The following is a 22,843-nucleotide window of genomic DNA, read 5'->3' on the forward strand; positions in this document are numbered from 1 at the left end:
ACTGGCTGGCCTTTAGCGCAGGTTGTCGGGGAGCTCGGCGCGGTGGAAGCCCTCGTACGGCCTGGAGCGGTCGTGCTCGCTCGCGGGCCACACGGCGCTGGAGTTCGGGGCGGCGCCGTCGACCCGCAGCGTCGCGCCGCTGATGAACGCGGCGGCCTCGCTGAGCAGGAAGACGATCGCGGCGCTGACCTCGGCCTCGGTGCCGAGGCGGTGGAGCGGGACGGCGGCCTTGAGCCGCGGGAGCAGGCCCTTCAGCATCTCGGGGTCGTAGTTGTCCATGCCGGACGAGGCGATCCACCCCGGCGCGACGGCGTTGACGCGCACGCCCGAGGGCGCCCACTCGACCGCGGCGGTCTGCGTGAAGTTGACCATGCCGGCGCGCGCGGCCCCGGAGTGGCCCATGCCCGGCATGCTGCGCCACATGTCGGCGACGATGTTGACGATCGACCCACCGTGCTCGGCCATCGATTGCGCGTAGACCTCGCGCGCGAACAGGAACCCGCCGACGAGGTTGGTGCGCACGACGGTCTCGAAGCCCTTTTGCGAGATCGCGGCCAGCGGGGCGGGGAACTGCCCGCCGGCGTTGTTGACGAGCCCGTCGACCCGCCCGCGCGCGGCGACGATCGCGGCGACCGTCGCCTTGACCTGCGCCTCCTCGCGGATGTCGCACACGTGCAGCGAGCAGGCGCCGCCGTCGGCGACGATCTCGGCGGCGGTGGCCTCGAGCTTGGCGAGCTTGCGGCCGACCAGCACCGGGTGGGCGCCGAGCGCGGCCAATTCGTGCGCGGTGCAGCGACCGATCCCGCTGCCGCCGCCGGTGACGACGATCGTTTGCCCGGCGAACAGCCCCGGACGAAAGACGGAACGGTACCCGCTCATGGCGCCGCATCGTACACAGCCGCGGGACCAGGGGAAGCGGGAAATCGCCGCCGAGCGCGGGGAGGGTCCCGGGAACGACGTATGCGCTGACGTGGGGGTGGCGCGGATCGAACCCGCGTCGGCGAGTAGATTTTCGCGGCCGCGGACGGGGGCGCCGCGGGCGTCGAAGGCGCCGGGAGATTGTGGTAGGCAGGCGTCATGAGCGACATCAGCCTGGAAAAGTTCACCGAAGAGATCCGCGCGAAGGTCGGCGCCGACTCGGGCCTCAAGGCGACGATCAAGTTCGTGTTCTCCGACTCGCAGGTGCTCTACATCGACGGCGAGAGCACGCCCAACACGGTCGACAACACCGACCGCCCGGCCAAGTGCACGGTCAAGGTCTCGCTCGAAGACTTCGCCAAGCTGGCGACGAAGAAGCTCGACCCGACGACCGCGTTCATGACCGGCAAGATCAAGATCGAAGGCGACATGGGCGTGGCCATGCGCCTCGGCAAGCTGTTCAACTAGCGCTCGGTCGGGGCCGGGGCGGGCTCAGGTGCAGCGCCCCAGCGCCGCCCGATCCGCGGCCGCGCGCCCGGGGCCGGTCGCCGGGGCTTCGAGCGCCTGCTCGCGGCCCAGCGGGGCGACGTCGTCGCGCGTCGCGTGACCGGCAGGGCCTGCGCGAGCGCGTCGAGCCGGACGTCCCGCAGGCTCTCGCGCATGCCGGCGTCCGCGGCCAGCAACGCGCCGACCAGCGCCGGCACCGGGTCGCGCTCGCGCGGCCGATCGCCGAGGTCGACCCGCCGCCCGTCCTGCTCCGGTCAGGGCGATGAATGTCGGCCAATGCTGCGAGCGCATCGGTACACGATGAACGGAGGCGGTGAACGCGAGACGGCCGGCGTCACCTGTCCCATGGGCAAGTCGAGGGGCTGCGACCTCGACGGAGCGCGGCCGCAGCCTCCGGGCGAGGCACGTCCGGCCGGCGGGACGGCGGCCAGCGGGCGGGACGGCGACGGCGCGGCGGCGCGGGTAAGTGCTTGATTCGTCTCGGCGGCGACGAGCACGGCGAATGTAAGGAGTGCGAGCGTGCTGACTCGCTCCTACTCCGCCAGCGTCCTCGGCGTCGAAGGTTTTGTCGTCACCGTCGAGGCCGACGTCGGCCTCGGCCTGCCGGGTCTCACGCTGGTGGGGCGGGCGAGCGGGGCGCTGATGGAGGCGCGCGAGCGGGTCAGGAGCGCGCTCGGGCACTGCGGGCACAAGCTCCACCCGCGCAAGCAGGTCGTCAACCTGGCGCCGGCGGATGAACGAAAGGACAGCCCGGGGATCGACCTCGCGGTCGCCTGCGCGCTGCTGGCGAGCCACGAGGTCGTCCCGGCCGAGCGCCTGCAGGGCCTGATGCTGTGGGGCGAGCTGTCGCTCGACGGCTCGCTGCGCCCGGCCGCCGGCACGCTGGTGATCGCCGACTGCGCCCGGCGGATGGGCTTCACCACCCTGGCTGTCCCCGCGGCCAGCGCCGACGAGGCCGCGGTGCTCGGCGGGCTGGCGGTGCTGCCGGTCCGCGACCTGCCGCAGCTCGTCGCGCACCTCCGCGGCGATCGCGAGATCGGCGTCCACGCGGCCAACGATCCGCCCCCCAGGCCGCCGCGCGAGCTCCACGATCTCGAGGACGTGCGCGGGCTGGTGCTGGCCCGCCGCGCGATTGAGGTGATGGCCGCCGGCGGCCACAACGTGCTGCTCCACGGGCCGCCGGGCGTCGGCAAGACCATGCTCGCGCGCCGCGCCATCGGCCTCTATCCGCCGCTCGACGACGAGGCCGCGCTGGAGGTGACGAAGATCCTCGGGGTCGCCGGCCTGCGCGCGGTCGACGGGCTGGTCCGCGAGGTGCCGCTGCGAGCCCCGCACCACACCGTCAGCGTCGCCGGCCTGCTCGGCGGCGGGCCGTTCCTCCGCCCCGGCGAGGTCAGCCTGGCGCACCGCGGGGTGCTGTTCCTCGACGAGCTGCCCGAGTTCTCGCGCGGCTGCCTCGAGGCGCTGCGCGAACCACTCGAAGAGGGGGTGGTCCGGATCGTGCGGGCCCGCGGGAGCGTCACGTTCCCGGCCCGGTTCCAGCTGCTGGCGGCGATGAACCCGTGCCCGTGCGGCTTCCTCGGCCACCCCGACCGCACCTGCGTCGACAACCCGGCGGCGGTGCTGCGCTACCAGCAGCGCGTGTCGGGGCCGCTGCTCGATCGGGTCGACGTCGCCGTCGCGGTCACGCCGGCGCGGCCCGAGGAGCTGCGCTCGGCCGACCCGCCGGAGTCCAGCGCGGTGGTGCGGGCGCGCGTGACGAGGGCCCGCGCCCGCCAGCTCGCGCGCCTCGGCGGGACGCCGTGGCGGACCAACGCCGAGGTGCCGGCGGCGGCCGGGTCGATCGAACGCCTGTGCGCGCTGACGCCGGCGGCGGAGCGGCTCCTCGCCGCGACCGCCGAGCACCGCGGCTGGAGCCCGCGGGCCCAGCACCGCCTGCGCCGGGTCGCCCGCACCATCGCCGACCTCGCCGACGACGACCGCTGCCCGCGCGCCCCGGCGACCGAGATCGACGTCGCCCAGGCGCTCCACCTGCGCGCGCTGCCGGAGGTCGAATGAGCTGTTCGCAGGGACATGTGCTTCGGGCCATGTCGAAACCGACATGGCCCGAAGAGCAGCTCACCAGGAGCTCAGGCGCCGCCCATGGCGAGGACCTTGCGGCCCTCCTCGAACAGGATGGCGCACTTCTTGGCCTCGATCACCTCGAGCACCACGCCCTTGCCGAACTTCGGGTGCGAGACCGGGTCGCCGGCGGCGAAGGTCTCGCGCATCGAGTAGGGCCTGATCGGCGTGCCGCCCTGATGCGCCAGGTCCTCCATGCGCCGCAACCACTCGCGCGCGCCGGCGCCGGCCGGGGCGCTGAGCGCCGCGGCCTTGGCGGCCGCGGGCTTGGCCGCCTTCGGCGGCTTGGGCGGCGGCGGGTTGCGAGCGGCGGCGCTGCGATTCACGACCGCCGGCTGGCTCGGCGCTTCGGTCCGCGAGGGCAGCTTGGGCGCGTGGTACATGTGCTGTCCGCCGCAGCTCTTGCACTCGACCCGCTTCGGCCCCTCGTTGCCCGGCTTGAGCGCGACGACGACGTGAATCGTGTCGAGGCGGCACTTGGTGCAATAAGCGTCGATGTCTCCGCCGACTTTGAAAACCATGGATTGATCGAGCAGCAGAGTAATGCAGGCTCGCGCCGACGGCCACGGGCTCGGCGTGAGCTGAGGAGCGCTCGGCGAGGACACGTGTCCGCAGCCAGGTGGCGCCCGCTCCGCGAGGCACGGTCGACGCCGCTCCTGCCGACGAAGCGCGACGGAACGCCGGTGCGGTATCGGCGCGAGCCGCGGCCTTGGGAAGCGGGCCCGTGCGTGCGATCTTCAAGGGCCGAGGAGGACGCTCGTGGACACCGCGCTCGAACAATTCGCAGACCTCGACGGCCGCCTGGTCGACGCCGCCAAGGACATCAAGGTGCTGAGCCAGCTCGCCTGGCCGCCGCAGGTCGGCGCCGAGTTCCTGGCCCGCTGGCACGCCGGCGACCCGCGCCTGCCCGCGGTCGAGCCGCCGCGCGTGCGCTTCGACTCCAACATCCGCGCGCTGGCGTCGATCATGCGCGAGTGCGACCGAGACCACCCCGTCGGCCGCTACCTCTACCGCACCGCCCGCAGCTACAAGCTCGCCGCGGCGATGATCGAGCAGGCCGGCACGCCCGAGTTCACCGCCCGCTCGATCGAGCTCTACGGCGGCCCGCGCGACCCGGTCGGCCCGGGGCAGGTCAGCAACCTCTCGGCCGCCGAACAATTCCTCGCGTTGACCGACGACTTCCGCGCCGAGGGCTACATCCCCGAGCAGGACTTCTTCGTCACGCCCGAGCAGGCGGCCGACGCGCTGCGCGAGCGCATCACCCCGGTGTTCGGCGACCTGCCGATCGCGGTCGTCATCGACCCGGACATGGCGGCCAAGGCGGCGGCCGGGCCGACCCGCGTGCGCCTGCGCGGCGCGACCTGCTTCAGCCCCTACGACGTGACCCAGCTCGTCGAGCACGAGGTGTTCGTCCACTCGCTCACCGCCCTCAACGGGCGCGAGCAGCCGCACGTGCGCTCACTCGGCCTCGGGGCGCCGCGCACCACCGCCACCCAGGAGGGCCTGGCGACCTTCGCCGAGATGATCACCAACGCGATCGACCTGGCCCGCCTCCGCCGCCTGGCCCTGCGCGTCAAGGCCGTCGACCTCGCCCTGTCCGGCGCCGACTTCATCGACCTGTTCCGCTTCTTCCACGACGCCGGCCAGGACCCGGGCGAGAGCTATCACTCGGCGGCGCGGGTGTTCCGCGGCGGCGACGTCGCCGGCAAGGTCGTGTTCACCAAGGACATCGTCTACCTGCGCGGCCTCCTCGGCGTCCACACGTTCTTCCTCAAGGCGATCCAGAGCGGCCGGCCCGAGCTGATGCACCACCTGTTCTCCGGCCGCATGGCGCTCGGCGACGCCATCGAGCTCGACCCGTTCTTCCGCACCGGCGCGCTGGCACCGCCGCGGTTCGAGCCGGCGTGGGTCAAGAGCCGCGCGACCCTGGCGGCCTTCCTCATCTACTCGGTGCTCAGCACCTCGCTCCGCCTCACCGGCGTCGAGCTCACCGACTTCGCCGCCGACGCCACCGACATGGCGACCTGAGGCCCGCCGCCCGGCACATGGCGATCGGGACATGCCCGATCGGTCAGTCGTCGGGGCGCGCCCGGGCGCGCCAGGGAGGGTGCTCACGCGACATGGCGATCGGGACATGCCCGATCGGGCAGGCCTCAGCCCGGCATCAGCGACGACTTGAAGCCGAGCGTGACCCGCAGCCGCTGCCCCGGGGTATCGACCGTGTTGCCCATGGTCGTGTGCGTGTCGAGGTTGTTGTCGATCGCGTTGGGCTCGGAGCCCATGATGTAATTGTCGCCGAGCCCGACGAAGCTGGCGAGGTAGCTGCCGAACTCGTACTCGTTGTTGGCGAAGTTGAGCGAGATCTCGGCCAGGTTGAGCCCGCCGCCGGCCGGCAGCTTGGCCCCGAACGAGCCGGCGATCGTCAGGTAGCTGCCCAGCGGATCGAACACGCCGTCGACGTCCGAGTAATAGACGTCGTAAAACTCGACGCTGGTGCCCTCGATGTCGCGGTTTTGATTGCTCAGCGGGTCGGGCAGCAGGTTGTTGAGCTCCGGCCCGTCGACGAGGAAGGTGAACTCCATCACGCCGCTGGTCGACTCGTAGAAGGTGATCGACATCAGGCCGGGGATGTCCTTCACCGGGATCGGCATCTCCGGCGGCAGGTCGAGCTTGGGGCCGACGGTGGTGGTCGAGGGGTCGACGGGCTCGGTGGTCGAGGTGTCGACCGCGGTGGTGCCGGTGCTCGCGGTGATGGTGCCGGGCTCGTCGGTCGTGCTGCCGGTGCTGGTGGTGGTGCCGGTGCTCGCGTCGCCGGTGCTCGTCGGGGTGACGTCGCCGCTGCTGCCCTGGGTCGTGGTCGGCGCGGTGGCGCTGGCTTGCGCGGTGGCGGCGGTGTCGGTGGCGTCGGGCCGACCTTCCGAGCCGCAGGCGGTGAGGACAGCGAGGACGAGGCCGAAGCGAGGCGAGTGCATGCCCCCGTGTTTCACGTGGCGGCCGCGCGTGTCAAACCCACCGGCGCAGGCGCGCAGGCCCGCGCGCATGGGCGCAGCCACGCGCGCGCTTCAGCGACCGAGAGTTCGCACGTCGCCGCTGCGGCTGACGTGTCGCCGTCCGCGAGCCTCGCTGACGACGAAGCCGCGGCCGTCGTCGGCCAGGGCCACGGCGACCGGCAACCAGAAGCGCGCCTGCTGGCCCTCGCCGTCGATATCGCCGGGCGTCCCGGGGCAGCCGGCCAGCACCGCGAGTCGATAGCTGCGCAGGTCGTAGCGCCACACCACGTGGTTGCGCGTGTCGGCGATGACCAGCCACTCGCCGTCGCACGCGAGCCCGCTCGGGGCGAACTCGTGGACATGTGCGATCGTGCAGATGTCCGCGAGCGTGAGCGCCGTGTTGACCACGCCGGCGCGGGTGTCGATGCTGCGCACCGCGCCGTTGCCGGTGTCGGCGACGAACAGCAGCGACGCGCCGCCCTCGGTCAGCGCCCGCGGGCCGTGAAACCGGGCCTTTCGTCGCGGGCCGTCGACCGCCCCGGGCGCCCCGCGCGAACCGGCGTAGACGGGGTCGGCCTCGGTCGCGCGGGTGCCGATGAAGTGCTCGGCGGCGTCGCAGTAGTAACGAGGCGCGGCGGCGGTCGACATGGCCCGCTCGCCAGTGTGCGCGATCCCGCCAGGGCCGCCAAGAGGTGGCGCGAATTCGCACCATGGGCCCGACTTGGCCGCCTGCGCAGCCTCCTGGCCCCGTGGAGGTCGGGTACGATGGGCTTCGATGCCCAGGCGGACGACCCCGACCGAGGGGCGAGTGGAGCTGATTTGGCCCGGCAAGGCCGCGCTCCCCGCCGCCGTCGCGGCCGGTCCGCTGGCGCTGCGCGAGCGCTCGGGCGAGGCGAGCGGCTGGTACGACCGACTGATCTGGGGCGACAACTCGCTGGCCCTGGCGGCGCTGCGCGAGGAGCTCGGCGCCGCCGTCGACCTGGTCTACATCGACCCGCCGTTCGACGTCGGCGCGTCGCACTACTTAAGGAAGGGCGAGGTCGAGGTCCTCGCGTATCGCGATACGTGGGGCGGCCCCGGCTACCTGTCGATGCTGTACCCGCGCCTCGTGCTGCTGCGCGCGCTGATGAAGCCGACGGCCACGATCGTGGTCCACGTCGGCATCCAGGTGTGCCACCACGTACGCGTGGTGATGGACGAGGTGTTCGGCGCCGACAACTTCGTCAACCAAATCGCGTGGAAGCGCTACTCGGCCCACAACGACGCCGGCCAGGGCGCGCGCCGGCTCGGGGCGGTCCACGACGTGCTGCTGATCTACGGCATGGGCCCCGAGCGCACGTGGACGACGCTGCGCGCGCCGTACGACAAGGACTACGTGGCGAAGTGGTACCGCCACGTCGAGCCGGGGACCGGCCGCCGGTTCATGTCGAGCCCGCTCACGGCCCCCGGCGGCGCGGCCAAGGGCAACCCGAGCTACGAGTTCCTCGGGGTGCGCCGGTTCTGGCGCTACGGCCAGGCGACGATGGAGGAGCTGTACCGCAGCGGCCGCGTGTACCAGAGCCGCCCGGGCGCGGTGCCGCGGCAGAAGCACTACCTCGACGAGCAGGAGGGCGTGCCGCTGCAGGACGTGTGGACCGACATCCGCGCGCTGCAGGGCACGCACGCCGAGCGGGTCGGCTACGACACGCAGAAGCCGGAGGCGCTGCTCGAGCGGGTCGTCCACATGTGCTCGCGCCCGGGCGACCTCGTGCTCGACGCGTTCGCCGGTTCCGGCACGACCGCCGCCGTCGCGGCCCGCTGCGGCCGGCGCTGGGTGGTGATCGACCGCTCGCAGCCGGCCTTCACGGTCATCCGCCGGCGCCTGCGGGCGCTGGCCCAGCGCGGCGAGGCCGGTCCGTTCGCGGTGTTCGACGCGCTGCCTGCGACCCGCCGCGCGCTGGTGGAGCGCCTCGGGGAGGCCGCGCTGCGCGACCGCCTGCTCGCGCTGCACGGGGCGACGGGCTGGTCCGAGGGTCAGGTCGGGCCGACGAGCGAGACGCGTGCGCCGGAGAGAGGCGGGTCCGAGGGACAGGTCGCTGCGCGAGGCGCTGGCGAGGGCGCGGGAGGTGCCGCGGGCGCGGAGATGGGATGGCCCCAGGGGCAGGCTGCGCGGCGGGACGAGGACGGGGACGCGGAAGGTGCATCGCGTGGGGCGATGGGATGGCCCCCGGGACAGGTGGCGGCACGGGGCGTCGGCCAGGGCGCGGGAGGTGGGTCGGGCGCGGAGGACACCTGGTCCGAGGGACAGGCCGTGGGTCGGGGTGAGGACGGGCGAGGCGCGACGACCTGGCGCGAGGGACAGCTTCACGGGCGGCGCGGGGACGCGGCCGTGGTGGTGGCGGCCAGCGAGGAGCGACCGGCCGCCGGCGACATCACCCGCTGGCTGGCCGCGGCGCGCGGGGCAGGGGCGAGGGCCCTCGAGGTGATCGCGTGGGCGTTCGACCCTTCCGTGCACGAAGTGGACGCGCCGGAGGTGTCGCTCTGGGAGATCCCGCGCGCGTTCGCCGAGGGCGAGGCGATCGCGCCGACGCGAGTCTCGCGGCTCTCGCTCACGATCGAAGTGACGCCCGTGGGCCGGGCGATCCGCATCACCGACTACGCGGGACCGGACGGCGCCGGCAGCTGGACCCACTTCGGCGTGGACGCGATCGTCGAGTGGGCGATCGACGACCACGGCGACGGCAGCGTATTCGCGCCGCGATGGTCGACGCAGCGCGGGCGCGACGGGGCCATGGAGCTGGTCTCGCCGGTGGTCGCGGGCGATCGCCGGATCGTCATCGAGGCGGTCGACATCGCCGGGCGGATCAGTACACGGTCGATCGGCTGAGTGGTGCCGCAATGCCGGACGTGGCGCTCGAGGAGGGCGTGATGGACATTCGGCGGGACGGATCGGGGGACTCGGGCCTATCGGCCGGCGAAACGAGCTGCATCCATGTCGTGATCGGGGACAGGCCATTTCATGGGATGTCCGAAGAGACAGGCCGCAGCGAGCCTCGCCGGAGCGTTCTCGGCCGCCGTGGATCGCCGCGTGGTGGCACCCGGCGCGGGGCCGCTCGCGCGCCGCCGAGCGGCTGGCGCATCGGCGTCGCGACTTCGCGGGCGGTCTCAGCGGTGGGGTGCCTGCCGCCGGGACGCGCGGACGATGCCGGGTGAACCGACCCCGAACGTCCGCCCGCAGGGCGGCGGGCCCGCCCGCAGATTCATGGTCGCGGCGGCGAGCGCCCCGGCGAGGCCTGGCGGAGACGGGGTACGTGGGCCTGCGCCTCGCTGTGCGGACGCAGCGCCTTTGCGATACCCTCGCCCCGCCGCGGGCCCCGGGCCCGCGCGCAGAGGACCCGATGAAGCAGTACATCGAACAGATCACCCAGCTCCTGCTCGGCGCCGCGTATGCCGACAAGCGCCTCGCAGGCGCCGAGATCACGCGGATCCGCTCGCTACTGTCGACATTGCTCGGCGGCGCCGAGGTCCCGGAGGCGCTGCTCCGACTGATCAACACGTTCAGCCCGGCGGCCTTCAACGTGCAGGAGGTCGCCTCCCGGCTCGACGGCCTGAGCCGCGAAGAAAAGCGCAAGCTGCTCGAGCTGGTCGCCAGCGTCAACGACGCCGACGAGGAGCTCGACCTCGCGGAGGACATTTATCTGCGCACCGTCGCCGCCGCGCTCGGCCTGCCCCAGGAGGAGTTCTCCGACCTCGCGCTCGAGATCCTCGGCGGCGAGGAACTGCACGGTTTCCTGGTCTGATCGGTTGGGAGCGGCGAAGCAAGGCCGGACCGCCCGCACCGGGCGTACGTACCGACGCAGCCGACCGACTGCCCGGCCTCACGGCATGGCCTCGACGCTCTCGTTCGAGGTGTCAGTTCGGCGACCTCGCGGCATGGCCTCGACGTGCTCGTTCGAGGCCTCATCCCGTCGACCTCACGGCATACCTCGACGTGCTTGTTCCAGGAGTCGGCGATCTCGCAGTACGGCCCGGGCGCTCTTGTGCGTCGGGCGGGTCGATCTACCTCCCGCGGAAGAGCCCCCGGTGCCTCCCCTTCGATCGGTCCAGGCCAGTGCCGGCGCTCACCCGCGCGCCGCGACCACGCCGCCGCGCGTTCCCGGTACGAGGCGCTCGCCGCTCTTGCGGTTTTTGCGCCTGCGCGATATTCGCGCCAAAGTGCGACTTGGCGCACACATCTTATGGCCAAATTAGGCTAGTGGTGCTTGAAATTAGCTTATCTCCGGGTCTATTTAGCCTTCATGACCCGCCCTGAAGCGCCCACTGCCCTTCGTGACTTCCTGGAGATCCCCTATGACCGCCTCGAGGAGCTGAACCTCGAGGTCAAGAACGCGCGTCTGGCTCGCGTGCCGCAGGACCAGGTGCGCGAACAGCGGGTGAAGTACCTGACCGACGAGAAGCGGATCAAGGCCGTGACCGTGTGCTTCACCGACCTCGAGGGTCGGCTGCACATGCTCGACTACGACAAGAAGTTCCTGCTGCGCTCGGCCGACAACCTGACCTTCGACGGCAGCTCGGTGCGCGGGTTCTCGCAGCAGCACGAGTCGGACCTGCGGCTCAGCATCGATTGGTCGGCGTTCTACTGGCTGCCGTCCGACGTGTTCGGGCCGGGCAAGGTGCTGGTATTCGCCGAGGTCCGCGGGCAGGACGGCCTGCCGTACCTGGCGGACATGCGCGCGCGGCTCAAGGACTACGCCGCCGCGATGTACGAGAAGGAGGGCCTGGTCGCCCAGTTCGCCCACGAGATCGAGGGCTTCTTGTTCCGCGGCCGCGACGCCGAGCGCAATTACCCCGAGCGCGGCGCGTTCGAATTCATCTCGACCGGTGGGTACTACCATTCGCTGCCGGGCGACGCGCTGCGGCGATTCATCGACTCCGCGGCCGAGGTGCAGCGGGCGATGGGCTTCGGCAACGAGAAGGACCACCCCGAGGTCGCGCCGTCGCAGTTCGAAATGAACTTCATGCACACCGAGGCGCTGATCGCCGCCGACCAGGTCCAGCTGTACAAGCTGCTGTGCCGCCAGGTCGCGCAGAATTACGACATGACGGCCTGCTTCCTGCCGAAACCGGTCACGGGCATCAACGGCAACGGGATGCACACCAACATCTCGCTGGCGCGCAAGGGCACCAACCTGTTCCACGACAAGAACGGCGAAAGCGGCCTGTCCGCGTCGGGCTGGAGCTTCACCGAGCGCATCCTCAACAGCGCGTCCGACATCTGCCTGATCCTCAACGCCAGCGTCAACGCCTACCGCCGCCTCGACCCGCACTTCGAGGCCCCCAACCAGATCAAGGCGTCCGCGACCGACCGCGGCAGCATGGTCCGGATCCCGCTCGGCAACGAGCGCTCGGCCCGCATCGAGGTCCGCTCCGTCGCCCCCGACGCGAACCCCTACATGACGGTGTACACATTGCTGCGCACGGGCCTCGAAGGCCCGCTGCCCGACCCGGCCGAGATCGCCAACAAGCGCGCCCGCACCCGCTTCCTGCCCGACAACATCAACGACGCCATCCGCCTGTTCAAGTCGTCCAAGTTCGTCGCCGACCTGCTCGGCGAACAGGTCCAGACCCGCTTCGCCGAGGTCAAGCAGGCCTCCGCCGAACGCTGCCCGCGCGCCCTCGGGTCGCTGATCAAGACGGCCGAGGTGCAGTTCCATCATGAGGTGACGAACCAGTATCTGTGGAACAAGTTCTGACCCATCCTCGCCGACAGCCCCTCCGCTGCCACAGGGCCGCGGATCTCCATCCGGAGGGGCTTTGGCGGAATGGGCGACTTGCCCCGGTTGCCTCTGGTGCCTCTGGTTGCCACAAATCTGCCCCAAAACCTGGACGATTTCGGGTAATCGTTGCTGCCCGAGTTCGTCAAGACGGAGCTCGAAGCGTTCGCGGAGTGCGGCGACTTCGAGAAGGGCTTCGAGCCGCCGGCTCAGGGACAGCCGGCCAAGTCCGGTCGGATCTCGGCCGGGGCCGCGCCGCGCAGGGCATCGCGCTGTGCGGCCGAGAGCTCGGCGCAGCCTTGATTCCACGCCTGCGACAGGGCGATGTGGTGCCCCTGCGTCAGCACGCCGCCCCCGGCGACGAACTCGGATTGCTTGGCGAAGAAGCGGCGCAGGATGGTCGCGCGGCCGGCCGGGTCGAGGCGTCGCATCGGAACCGCCAGCAGCCGCACGGGGCCGTGCTCGGTGCCCCAGGTGTCGGCCACCGGCCCGCGCGACTCCTCCCAGCTTCCGTACAGGTGCAGGAACGCGATCTCGTTCGGCCCCGCGCCGCCGGCTTCGGCCGCCGTCAGGACGTCTTCGTAGTCGAGCGGGCGCTGACCGGTCGAGAGGCCGCGCCCGGGATTGGCTGCGAGCTGGGCCCACCACCACGACAGGGTCTGCGCCATGGGTGCGGGCACCCCACCCGGGGCATCGGCGGCCTCGAAGAACGCGAACCCGACCTCGTACGGATACGCGGGGCTGCCGTCCGGCATGCCGTGATCGGGATCGTCAAAGCCGTTGCGTCGCGACCAGTCCCACAGCTTGACCGCCGCGTAGCGCAGCAGGTCGATGCGCGCGAGATGATCGCCCTCCTCCACGAGGATCTCCCGACCCACGGCCATGGCCGCGGTCATGAAGGCCTGCGCGTGCTCGAGAGAAGAATCGTCGGCCAGCGCGGCCTCGGCGGCGGCGAGCTCTCCGTCCCGGCGGGTGAACCAGCGTTCGTCGATCCTTCGCGGCAGCCAGCGTACGAAGGTGGGGACCGCGATCGACGTCGGCAGCACGAACGTGTCGACGGTCTCGGGCCAGTCCCAGGGTAGATCCGCGGGCAAGCCCGCCGCGCCCCAGAGGTGCTCGCCGAAGCTCGCGTCGTCGGGCAGGATGGACTCCAGCCCCGCTCCGGCGGCGCCGTGGTTGTCGGCGCCCGGTTGGAACGCTGGCCGATACGGTCGCCCTTCAGCGGGCACGGGCAGGCTGCGAATGTAGCTCGCGAGGTCCTCGGCCTCGGTGCGCGAAAACTCGTGGAACATCGCGCGTTCGACGATGCTGCGATCGGAGAACGCGTAGTACTGGAGATCGGCACCCGAGTCCGCATGGCAACGCGCACACGTCGGTCCGCCGTCGCGTGCGACGTCCTGGAAGTACGAGCGCCCCCGCTCGATGGACGCCGCGTCGTCTCGGAGCGGACGCCACCGTTCGGGCGGCTCGTCGGGCTCGCCGAGCACGTGTGTGGTGTCGCCGATGCGGAGCGCCACGTGCAGGACGCGATACCCGGAGACGGCCGCCCCCGCGTCGACGACCTGACGCGGGTAGCGAAAGGCCAGGCGATTCACCCCCGGCACGAGGAGCCCGGGGTCGATTCCGATCTCGGCCGTGCTCACGCGCCCGTCCGGGTGCACGAACGGCCCGCTCACGTCGATGGCCTCGCCCGCGTTGACGACCAGCTCCGCCGACCCGGGCTGCACGACGTTGTGCAAGGTGAGCACGAGCGCGGCGGAATCGGCCGCCGCGAGCTGCGTCTCGTCGAGCCACACGTCGGCGATCCGCTCCGTACCGGCCGGGCCGAGGACCTCGAGCGGCAGGACCAGCGGTGCCTGCAGATCGTCGTCGGATCCCGCGGTGCAGCCCAGGGCCCAGGGCAACGCGAGCATCCAGGCCGCGCGCCTCATTGCGGCACCAGCCAGGCGTCGAAGTCCGCGTGGTAGCTGCCCCCCTCGACCATGTTGTCCGCGCGATACAGGTCGAAGTTCGCCGGCAATTCCGGATAGTCGGGGTGGGAGAATCCACGCACCTCCCACACGGTGTGCAGGTTCTGGTGCCAGCCGAAGTCGAACGGGACGACCCCGGCCGGGAACACCGGGTTCTCGATGCGCAGCCAGGCGAAGATGCACTCGCCGTCCTGGGGGTCCGTTTCGTCGCCGCCGCTGCACGCGTCGTGGATCTGCGTGAACGCGGGCGAGCGCTCGCCGGTGAAGGTCACGTCGCGGAGAACGAGCGCCGATTCGGGCACGAACGTGTAATCGACGACCCCGACGTTGTCCATCGTCGCGCCATCGATGCGTGGGACGTCTTCCTGGTTGATGCCCTTGATGCCGAACCCGAGCTCGGCATTGTCGATCGCGACGAGATCCTGGTACGAGACGCTGTTGCCGTAGGCCCCGTGGAGGATGCCGTGGGCTCCGTTCGACCACGCGCTGGCGGTGTAGGGCGTGTCGTTGCGCGTGTTATTTTGCCAGTTCGAGATGCCGTTGCCGGCATTGTTGTGCGCGACGACTCCTTCGAAGCGGTCGGCCGGATCCATGCCGGAGCCCGTCTCCGACCAGTGGAACGCGGCCACGTTGCCGAAAGTGCCATAGTTGTAGGCAGTGCCGGTGACGACACAGTCCAGCGTGTCTCCGCCGCCGGCGAAGATCGCGATGGCTCCGCCGATCGCAGCACAACCCTCGGCGCGGTTCGGCACGGCCACCCGCGCGGCGAGCACGTGGGTCAAGTCGTTGTCGCGCGGCTCGAAATTCTCGCGCTCGGTGCAGCGCAGGCCGCAGGCGCTGTTGTCGTAGGTGCGCGCCACGGCGGTCTCCTGCGTGTCGTAGACGACGACGTCGGTCACCTCGATGCCGTTGCTGTGCTCGATGGCGATGCCGTCCTTACCGCTGGCCCAGATCGCGGTGTGCCGCACGAACGAGGTCCCCGAGGCATCCGCCTGCTGATGGAACCGCAGCGGCGACCTGCGGGCCGGCTCGTCGGCGGCGGTGCAGTCGCGAAGCGGTCCGAGCCAGCGCAGCTCGACGCTGTCCAGCTGCGCGACGCCCTCCTCCCCGACGATCACGTGGGCGTGGGCGGAGCCGTCGAACGAACGCACGACGACGTTGCGCGTGAGGTTGGCCGCCTCGCCGCGGCGCACACAATCCGCGCAGCCCGCGTGCTCGAAGGCGGTCGCGCTCGCCAAGGTCACCTCGGTGCCGTTCACCGACGCGATCGTGGCCTCGTCGAACTGATCGGCGAAGTCGGCCTCGGCGATCTCGGCCGTCGGCGTCAGCAGCACGCGATCGCCGGGCTGCCATCCCGTGGCATCCTCCACCGACAGGGTCGGATCGCCCGGCGCGGTGCCGTCGGTCAGCTTCGACCAGGACTGCTTGAGGGCGCCGGCCGCAGAGAACACACCACGCCCCATCACCCACAGGCCCACGTCCGTGTCGAGGATCTCGAGCGGCGTGTCGACGGGCGGCGTGAATTCCTCGCCCCCGAACACCGTGCTTGGCGTGCCGACGTAGTCGTCGTCGTGCATGCCGGCGAACACGAGCTCGGCCACGACGTCGGCCGGAAGCCGGTCGTCCTCCGTGCCGAGATCGAGCCGGCCCCACACGATCACGTTGCCGTGCACGGTCAAGGTCGACGAGGTCGATCGCGAGGCCTTGACGGCGCCGCCCGATTCGATGGTCAAGGTCTTCGCCTCGGCGTCGCAGTCGAGCAGGACGACCTTGCCGTCGGGCACGACGACGTCGGTCTCGGCCGTGGGGATGGGTCCGCCCCACGTGGCCGCGTCGCACCACGACTCGCAGGTGAGGGCCTCACAGTCCACCGGCTCGCCGTCCGTGCCGCCCACGCTCGTGCCACCGTCGTCGGGCCCGGGCCCCGTCGGGCTCGTGTCACCGTCGTCAGGCCCGGTCGCGCCCGTACCTTCCGTCGTGTCCGTATCTCCGGTCGCGGAGCCGTCACCGGTAATGATGGGATCACCTGCGCTCGAAGCTTGGCAGGCCAGAGCGGAACCGATCAGCAAAAGAATGGTGGGACGCACGTCAACTCCTCCGGACCGTCAAGTGTCCCGACCGGCCCACCGCGGCTCAACGATCACGCGATCACGGGAGCACGATCTCGACCCCCAAGACACCGATGCCGAAGGGTCGCCCCCAGTCTGCAACCGTGCGACCGGCGAAGCGCACGAACGGTCGAGGCACGAGCGCCCCGATGTGGCCGTCGAGCCGGAGACGAACGCGCGGGTGCACCGCGACGGCCAGACCGAACCGGGCCGCGAACGCGGCGGACGCCACCACGTCGGTGGCGTCGCCGTACGCCGGTGCGGCCGAGCCTCGCATGCGCAGGAAGGCGGGACCGATCCCAACGCCTGCGTCGGGTTGCCAGCGTGCGCTCGGGCGCACGAACGACACGTGCACCCCGGCGAGCACGAGCGCGGTGTGGATCCGCGCGGTGCCCTCGGGGCCGCTCGCCACGGTGCCCACGGTCGGTGCGAGGGCCTGGATCGCGAGCCCCAGGTGCCGATGCGGCATCCAGCGCAGCCCGAGCAGGGCATGAAGCGACGGGCCGAGGCCGCCGGGGCTACCGGCCACCGCCGGAGCGAGATGGATGAAGAAGCGCGGGGCCGCGGGGCGTGGCGGCGATGTCGGCGATGGCGTGGATGGCGTGAAGGGAGGCGGGCTGACCACGGGCGCCTCTTGCGGCTCGCGCAGGCTGGCCCGCAAGAGCTCGATCGCACGCATGGCCACGATGCGGGCGTCCTCCTCCGTCTGTGGCTGTGGAATCGCGACGCGGTGCCGCACCGACTTGCCGGCGACACGATCGACGATGTGGATCTCGAGCGCCTCGTTCTCGACCACTCGGATCGCGGCGACAGCTCCGAGGTCGTCGGCCCAGAGCTCGTCGTCGCCCTCCGCGGGAGCCTCCGGGGCCAGCACCTCGAAACCGAGGGCGGACAGCTCGGCGCGAAGCTGACGGACGATCGCCTCGTCGTCGGCATCGCCGACCACCGCGATGCGATCGCTTGCACCGCCCGGCGCGGGCCCGGTGCCCAGCAGCGATGCGACGAGCGCGAAGGTGGCGAGCGGCACCGACAGGCTCAAGGCGCACCGAGCCGGTGCGCGAGATCGGCGTGTGGACCCTCGGGATGGCGCGCGAGATATCGTCGTGCGGTCGCCTGCGCTTCGCTCGCCCGGCCCGCGCGCTCCTGCGACTCCATCAGGCGCCCGAGTGCCTCCTTCGCGAGCGGGCCCTCGGGATGCTCGTCGAGGTAGGTCGAGAACCAGTGGGCGGCGCGATCGTAGTCGGCCGCGAGATCGAAGGCGATGCGGCCGAGCATGTACCCGGCCGTGCCGGCCTCCGGCGCGTCGGGAAATCGCCGGCGCAGCTCGGTGAGCGCCTTCTGGGCTCGCCCGGAGTTGCGCGCGAAGCGAGCCGTGTCGGCCAGACGCAGGAGGTCCGCGGCCGGCAAGGTGCTCACGAGGTCGGCAAATCCGATGCGTTCGGCTTCGGTGAGGGCATCGCGATAGCGGCCGAGCTGCGCGAGCTGTTGCCACGAGGGTTCGGCGGCGGCCTCGGGGGGAGCCGTCGGCGTCGGCGCGATCGATCGGGCGGCCTCGGGCTTGGCCGACCGAGTGGTGCGCCGCGGCGGTTCGAGCTCGGGCGGCGAAGCCTCGGATACGGTGGGGAGCACGGCGGTGGGCACGGAAGGGCTCGGCGCGGGCTGGGAGGTCGGGACGGCGGCGGTGTCGTGCAGATCCATGCGCAACGATTGCCCCGTCTCGAGGGCATGGGTCTCCCCCGCCATCGGACCGAGCACGGTGATTCCACCCTGCTTTACCTGGACCTCGAAGCTCGCTTCTTCCGGCCGCCAAGCGATCGTGAACGAGGACGTCGCACAGCTCACGGTGAACGGCCCGGCGCTCACCTGCCAGGGGGTCGCGAGATCGACGGGGACGGTGACCGTCGCCGTGCCGGACACGAGGGCGACACGCGCCTCGTCGGCATCGGCCCGCTCGACGCGTGCGCGCCCCCCGGGATGCAGGCGAAGCTCGCCGCCGCTGGCGAACTCGATCACGAGCTCCTCGTCGGCCGGTGCGGTGACGTACGCGCCCATCATCGCCACCGGATCGGCCGCAGGCTCGCCCGCGACCACGGCGGATCCGTCCTCGCGGCTGCGCAACAACACCAGCGCGAGCACACAGACCGCGGCCGCGGTGGCCACGAACGCGGCCAGGAAGGGGCGGCTCGAGCGACGCGGTGCATCGAGGGCGGCCAGCACGTCGGCGAGCCTGGCCTTCGGCAGTGCCGCGCGCCCGTGATCCTGCATCCGCGCCATGGCGACGCCCAACCGCTCGAGTGGGGTCTCTGGATCGGTCATCCGTCCCCTCCTTGCAGCCACGAGCTCAACGTGGCGTCGCGGGCCGCCAGCCGCTGGATGCGACCCTGGGCGCGGGCGAGTCGGCGCTTGATCGTGGCGAGGGAGGTGTCGCAGGCCTCCGCGATCTCGCGCAGCTCCATCTCTTCGAGGTACCGCAGCGAGAACGCGATGCGTTCGTCGACGGGCAGCCGATGCAAGAGCCGCAACGCCCCCGCGGCCGCGTGGGCCAGCTCGGGCGACGCGTCGTCGGCCTGTGGCTCCGGCAGTTCCTCCGGCGCGATCGATCGCAGCCACCATCGCGCCCGCCGACGCCGAATGCAACCGCGGGCCGTGAACACGGCGATCCGGGTCGTCCATCCGCGCAGCTTGTCGGGTCCACCGCGAAAGTCCCCGATGCCCCGCAGCGCGCGGAGGAACACCTCCTGCACGAGGTCGGGGATCTCCGCATCGACCCCGAGCACGCGCACGAGCACCCGCTCGACGTGATCGGCGTGGCGCTCGAAGAAGGCCGCCGCGGCGCCACGGTGGCCGCTCCGCAGCGCGTGCAGAAAGGCCTCGTCCTCTTCGAGGAAGCGAGCCGTGGAGAGCAGCGTGCCCGTGGCGACGCCGCTACGTCGTGCGTGCGCGGTCAATGGAGGTGCCCAGGGTCAAGTGTCCGCGCGGCGCCGGCACGGCTCAAATATCTTGGGGCGTCGGAGCGGAGCGGCGGCGAGCTACGGAGACGGGGCGTGGGTGGGTGCTCGGGACCCCACCGGGGCCCGCGGATGTGGCGCTCGACGGTTTCAGAACGGGCGGGTGACGCAGGTGCAGTCGCCGTCCGGGCCGAGGCAGGCGAGCGGCGGGGGCGGTGAGCTGGGCGAGGACAGCGTCGAATGCGGCCTGCGGCAGCGCGGGGCTGTCGACGATGTCGAGGTGAGCGAGGTCGACGAGCCGCAGGCTGCCAGAGGTGAGCGCCTCGAGGCCGCTCAAGGAGGTCAGCTCCGGCAGCGTGGTGAGCTCGATCTCCCCGGACGTGATGGCGCCGAGCGGGGCGATCGAATCGAGACGGGGAGGTCGAACAGGCTGACGTCGACGCGGGCGGCGTCCACGAGCGGGAGGGCGGCCAGCGGGCCGAGGTCGGTGAATTGCGGGATGCGGTGGAGCTCGAGCGCGAGCGTGTCACCGGCGAGCCCCCAGACCGCGAGCTCGGAGATGTCGGTGAGCGAGGAATTGTTGGCCAGCTCGAGCCGTTCGATGCCGGCGAAGTCGGCCGCGAATGTGGGCAGTGCGGCGATACCGAGGTTGCGGAGGCGAATCGAGGGCGCCCGGCGCAGCCCGGACAGCGGCGAGAGATCGGCGACGTGCGGGAGGTCGATCAGCTCGATCTCGCCGACCTCGCGCAGGCAGGCGAGGGTCGACAGATCGGGGATGTCGGTGCCCCAGATCCGGAGTCGGCCGTCGACCCGGGTCAGGTTCGCCAAGGTGGCGACGATCGCAGGGTCGGTGTTCCCGGGGATGGTGAGGTCGCCGCGCACGCGGGTCAGGCAGCGGAAGTGGGACTCGACCATCCCGGGGATCAGGAACGAGTCGTACTCCCAGGTGTGCTCGCACGGCGGGCCGCACCGCGAGGGCGGGCCCGAGGCGGTGGTGCCCGAGGTCGTCGGGGTGGTGCTCTCGGGGGTGGTCGATGGGGTCGGCGTGGGCGAATCACCCGAGGTGCCGGCCATGGTGGTGGGGTCGTGGCCGGTCGTCGCGTCGCTGTCGCTGTTCGCGGTGGAGGGGCCGCGGGCGGCGACGAGGAGGACGGCGAGGGCGAGCCGGCGCACGTCGCCACGTTATCGCAGGCGACGACGTACTCAGGCGCGCTCCACCAGCGCGAGGTGCTCGTAGGGCAACGCGGTTCGGCGCACAGGCCGAGGGGCGCGTGCAGCCCGGCGAGGCCGTCCTCGGCCTTGCCGAGGCGGCCGCGGCGTGCCAGAGCGACGCTCTCGAGCGCGCCCTGCAGAACGAGGCGAGCGCCGCGCGGCGCTCCGCCTACTTCGCGGCGACGGAGGAGAGCGCGATGTCCGTGATCTCGGCCGGCACGTAGACGTCGAACTTGACCTTCCCGCCGTCCAGGAAATCCTTGCGCGGAGTGAATTCCCAGACCTCGCCCTTGCCCGAGTCTCCCTTGACGACGACGAACCCGCGCATGAACCCTTGATCGTAGTTGACCAACTGGTCGCCGTGCCACTCGCTGCCCGACTTGCGGCCCCAGTCGTCGTACAGCAGCACCACGTCGACGACGGGCTTCTTGGTGTGGCTCGCGGCGTAGTCGGAGAAGATCCGCTTGAGCTGCTTCGCGTCCTTGGCCTTGTAGACGTCCTTCGGCAGGCGGACCGCGGCGGCGAGCGCCTCGTCGAGCTCCGCGTACTTCGCCTCGACGGCCTTCCACTCCGGCGTCTCGAGGTCTTCGGCCTTGCGCATCGACTTGTGCGACCAGGCGGACTTGTACTGCTTGACGAACTCATGGCTCGGGTACGGCGACGTGAGCTCCAGCAGAAAGTCCTCGCTCTGACAGCACGCCGGCAGCTGCTGCTGCAGCTTATCGACGTCGTCGATCAGCGGCTGGTAGTACGCGCGCCGCTCCTCGGCGGGGTCGGCGGGCGGGGTCGCGGTGGGCTTGTCCGACGCGCCCGCCGCGGCGACCTCGGCCTCCGGCGAGGCAGCCGACGATTCGTCCGCCTTCTTCTTGAACAGCGAATTGCTGTCCAGCTTCAGGCCGCCCGCGCAGCCCGCTCCGAGCCCGAGTGACAGGGATGCAAAAACGACGATGATCTTGTTCATGTGTTCGACCTTCAGACAAAGCGGGCACGACGCTGTGCCCTCGAGCGTTGCAGTTCACGCGCGCGTGAACTCTGCCGGCGACGATCGCCGCGCCATCGGGCGACGACGGGTGCGCGCAGGGAGTGGGCCGCCGTGAAGCAGTGTCATGATGCGCACCATCGCGGCCGTCTTGGCGCGCATCACCTCGTCCGCGCCGGTGTCGTCGAGAGTTCCTCTCGGCGTCCGTCGCGGCGTTGCCGGTGTCTCGGTGAGCTGTACGTTGCCGCAGACGGAGTTGGCCGTGAATGTCACCGCATGGATGACGAGCCCGCCTCCGGCAGCGATGGCCAACGTTACGATCCCGTTTGCATGCGCGCTCCTCCCTGGGCCGGGCGCGATCGCCCAGGCCGACAAGGAGACGGGAACCGTCGCGGGTTTTTGCGATTTTTTTGAGCGTGCCGTCCGGTCGCTTCTTGCACCATGCGCGCGAGACCCGTCAGCGCCGCGGCGGGTCTGAGCGCGGCCTCCGGGCGGCCCCCGGGCAGCGCTTCCCGTCGATGGATGCCCTGCTCGGCGCCGGTGAGCGGGTCGTGGCCGGTGAGGTGGAGGAAGTCGTCGGCCAGCATGCACTCGCCGAACGGGCGCGAACGATTGCCTCCGTTCGCGTTGTTGCCGTCGAGCTCGGGCACGCGGCCGCCCCCTGCAATGGAGCCGCCCATGCCGTCGGGACCGTAGTCGACGCCGTACTCGCTGCCGCTCGGCGCGCAGTCATCCGGCTGCGTCAGCGCGCCGTGCTCGACCCAGCGATCCGCATACGCGAGCACGACGTCGCCGTTCACCGGCCAGTTCGCCTGCAAAGCCGGCATGATCCGCATCAAGAGCGCGGTGTACTGCGTCGGCTTCGCCGTGTTGTCCTGATACCAGCCGCCGGGCTCGAAGCCGCCGTCGATGGAATGGTACGGATCGCGGATCGTCCGCGTCGACTGATCACCGAAGTCGTTCCAGTACGCCGCCTCGTCGCCGGTCGGCTGGCCCCACAGCGCGACGCCGCCTTCGCCCGCGTAGTAGCTCGCGCTCTCGAAGAAGCGCTCCTCGTCGATTGCCGCGAGATCGGCGAGTATCTCCGCGTCGGCGAGCATTCGTCGCCGCGAACACGTACGCGTGCAGCTTGCCGCCGCCGTTGCCTCCGCCGCCGCGGAACAGGCTCGCGCCCTGCCGGTCGACGCCTCACACGTCGATGCCGTGCTGCACGTAGCCGACGAGCACGGGCATCTTCGTCGCGAGATCCTGCTCGGGCGTGCACGGCGGTGCGTCGCAGACGTCGGCCAGGAGCAGCCACCCATGCATTACGGTCGCACCGAGGCCATCCTGTCCGT

At 71.3% G+C, this 22,843-nt stretch carries 19 protein-coding genes; 6 read left to right on the top strand and 13 right to left on the bottom strand.

Annotation, left to right across the window (positions count from 1 at the left end):
* Positions 1-12 precede the first annotated feature (12 nt).
* Entirely contained in the window at positions 13-879 is an 867-nt protein-coding gene (locus tag NAEX_RS29345; protein WP_096330788.1) for an SDR family oxidoreductase, read from the bottom strand.
* 198 nt (positions 880-1,077) lie between these two features.
* On the opposite strand from NAEX_RS29345, the gene NAEX_RS29350 reads away from it, so the two are divergent.
* Complete coding sequence (locus tag NAEX_RS29350) at positions 1,078-1,386, top strand: SCP2 sterol-binding domain-containing protein (protein WP_245913826.1); 309 nt, start codon at positions 1,078-1,080, stop codon at positions 1,384-1,386.
* A gap of 558 nt (positions 1,387-1,944) precedes the next feature.
* Positions 1,945-3,483: a YifB family Mg chelatase-like AAA ATPase gene (locus NAEX_RS29360; protein ID WP_096330790.1), complete on the top strand. Its 1,539-nt coding sequence runs from the start codon at positions 1,945-1,947 to the stop codon at positions 3,481-3,483.
* Positions 3,484-3,554: 71 nt separating this feature from the next.
* Here the strand turns inward: NAEX_RS29360 and NAEX_RS29365 are convergent, their stop codons facing one another.
* Complete coding sequence (locus NAEX_RS29365) at positions 3,555-4,067, bottom strand: hypothetical protein (RefSeq protein ID WP_096330791.1); 513 nt, start codon at positions 4,065-4,067, stop codon at positions 3,555-3,557.
* Positions 4,068-4,305: 238 nt separating this feature from the next.
* Between NAEX_RS29365 and NAEX_RS29370 the strand changes: the two genes are divergently transcribed.
* On the top strand, positions 4,306-5,574 hold the full coding sequence (locus tag NAEX_RS29370; RefSeq protein ID WP_170136099.1) for a tyrosine/phenylalanine carboxypeptidase domain-containing protein: 1,269 nt from the start codon (positions 4,306-4,308) through the stop codon (positions 5,572-5,574).
* A 125-nt stretch (positions 5,575-5,699) separates the two neighbouring features.
* On the opposite strand, the gene NAEX_RS29375 is transcribed toward NAEX_RS29370, so the two are convergent.
* The gene (locus NAEX_RS29375) at positions 5,700-6,518 is read right to left on the bottom strand and encodes a hypothetical protein (RefSeq protein WP_096330793.1); all 819 of its coding nucleotides are present in this window, start codon (positions 6,516-6,518) and stop codon (positions 5,700-5,702) included.
* Positions 6,519-6,608: 90 nt separating this feature from the next.
* A complete protein-coding gene (locus tag NAEX_RS29380) occupies positions 6,609-7,184 on the bottom strand; it encodes an NHL repeat-containing protein (RefSeq protein WP_096330794.1) in 576 nt (191 codons plus the stop codon).
* 127 nt (positions 7,185-7,311) lie between these two features.
* On the opposite strand from NAEX_RS29380, the gene NAEX_RS29385 reads away from it, so the two are divergent.
* The 3 genes from NAEX_RS29385 (at position 7,312) to NAEX_RS29395 (ending at position 12,268) form a co-directional block, all read left to right on the top strand.
* Positions 7,312-9,402 carry a site-specific DNA-methyltransferase gene (locus NAEX_RS29385; protein WP_170136100.1) on the top strand — a complete coding sequence of 697 codons (2,091 nt, stop codon included), beginning with the start codon at positions 7,312-7,314 and terminating at the stop codon, positions 9,400-9,402.
* A 511-nt stretch (positions 9,403-9,913) separates the two neighbouring features.
* Positions 9,914-10,315 (top strand): TerB family tellurite resistance protein, encoded by a 402-nt coding sequence (locus tag NAEX_RS29390; protein ID WP_096330796.1) that lies wholly within the window; start codon positions 9,914-9,916, stop codon positions 10,313-10,315.
* 498 nt (positions 10,316-10,813) lie between these two features.
* On the top strand, positions 10,814-12,268 hold the full coding sequence (locus tag NAEX_RS29395; protein ID WP_096330797.1) for a glutamine synthetase family protein: 1,455 nt from the start codon (positions 10,814-10,816) through the stop codon (positions 12,266-12,268).
* 230 nt (positions 12,269-12,498) lie between these two features.
* On the opposite strand, the gene NAEX_RS29400 is transcribed toward NAEX_RS29395, so the two are convergent.
* The 9 genes from NAEX_RS29400 to NAEX_RS29435 all read right to left on the bottom strand — a co-directional run bounded on the left by NAEX_RS29400 (position 12,499) and on the right by NAEX_RS29435 (position 22,606).
* Entirely contained in the window at positions 12,499-14,202 is a 1,704-nt protein-coding gene (locus NAEX_RS29400; protein WP_096330798.1) for a hypothetical protein, read from the bottom strand.
* Positions 14,203-14,216: 14 nt separating this feature from the next.
* Positions 14,217-16,154, bottom strand: a complete 1,938-nt coding sequence (locus NAEX_RS29405) for a G8 domain-containing protein (RefSeq protein ID WP_170136101.1) — start codon at positions 16,152-16,154, stop codon at positions 14,217-14,219.
* A 253-nt stretch (positions 16,155-16,407) separates the two neighbouring features.
* On the bottom strand, positions 16,408-17,406 hold the full coding sequence (locus NAEX_RS29410) for a hypothetical protein (RefSeq protein WP_096330800.1): 999 nt from the start codon (positions 17,404-17,406) through the stop codon (positions 16,408-16,410).
* Complete coding sequence (locus NAEX_RS29415; protein WP_096330801.1) at positions 17,403-18,683, bottom strand: tetratricopeptide repeat protein; 1,281 nt, start codon at positions 18,681-18,683, stop codon at positions 17,403-17,405. Before NAEX_RS29415 ends, NAEX_RS29410 begins: the two co-directional genes overlap by 4 nt.
* Positions 18,680-19,315 carry an RNA polymerase sigma factor gene (locus NAEX_RS29420; protein ID WP_096330802.1) on the bottom strand — a complete coding sequence of 212 codons (636 nt, stop codon included), beginning with the start codon at positions 19,313-19,315 and terminating at the stop codon, positions 18,680-18,682. Before NAEX_RS29420 ends, NAEX_RS29415 begins: the two co-directional genes overlap by 4 nt.
* Before the next feature lie 342 nt (positions 19,316-19,657).
* The gene (locus NAEX_RS29425) at positions 19,658-20,488 is read right to left on the bottom strand and encodes a hypothetical protein (RefSeq protein WP_096330803.1); all 831 of its coding nucleotides are present in this window, start codon (positions 20,486-20,488) and stop codon (positions 19,658-19,660) included.
* 208 nt (positions 20,489-20,696) lie between these two features.
* Complete coding sequence (locus tag NAEX_RS29430; RefSeq protein ID WP_096330804.1) at positions 20,697-21,488, bottom strand: hypothetical protein; 792 nt, start codon at positions 21,486-21,488, stop codon at positions 20,697-20,699.
* 54 nt (positions 21,489-21,542) lie between these two features.
* On the bottom strand, positions 21,543-21,818 hold the full coding sequence (locus tag NAEX_RS48450; protein WP_143140381.1) for a hypothetical protein: 276 nt from the start codon (positions 21,816-21,818) through the stop codon (positions 21,543-21,545).
* 2 nt (positions 21,819-21,820) lie between these two features.
* Positions 21,821-22,606, bottom strand: a complete 786-nt coding sequence (locus NAEX_RS29435) for a hypothetical protein (RefSeq protein ID WP_096330805.1) — start codon at positions 22,604-22,606, stop codon at positions 21,821-21,823.
* Positions 22,607-22,843: the final 237 nt, after the last annotated feature.

Source organism: Nannocystis exedens, assembly GCF_002343915.1.
Classification (GTDB): Bacteria; Myxococcota_A; Polyangia; order Nannocystales; family Nannocystaceae; genus Nannocystis; species Nannocystis exedens.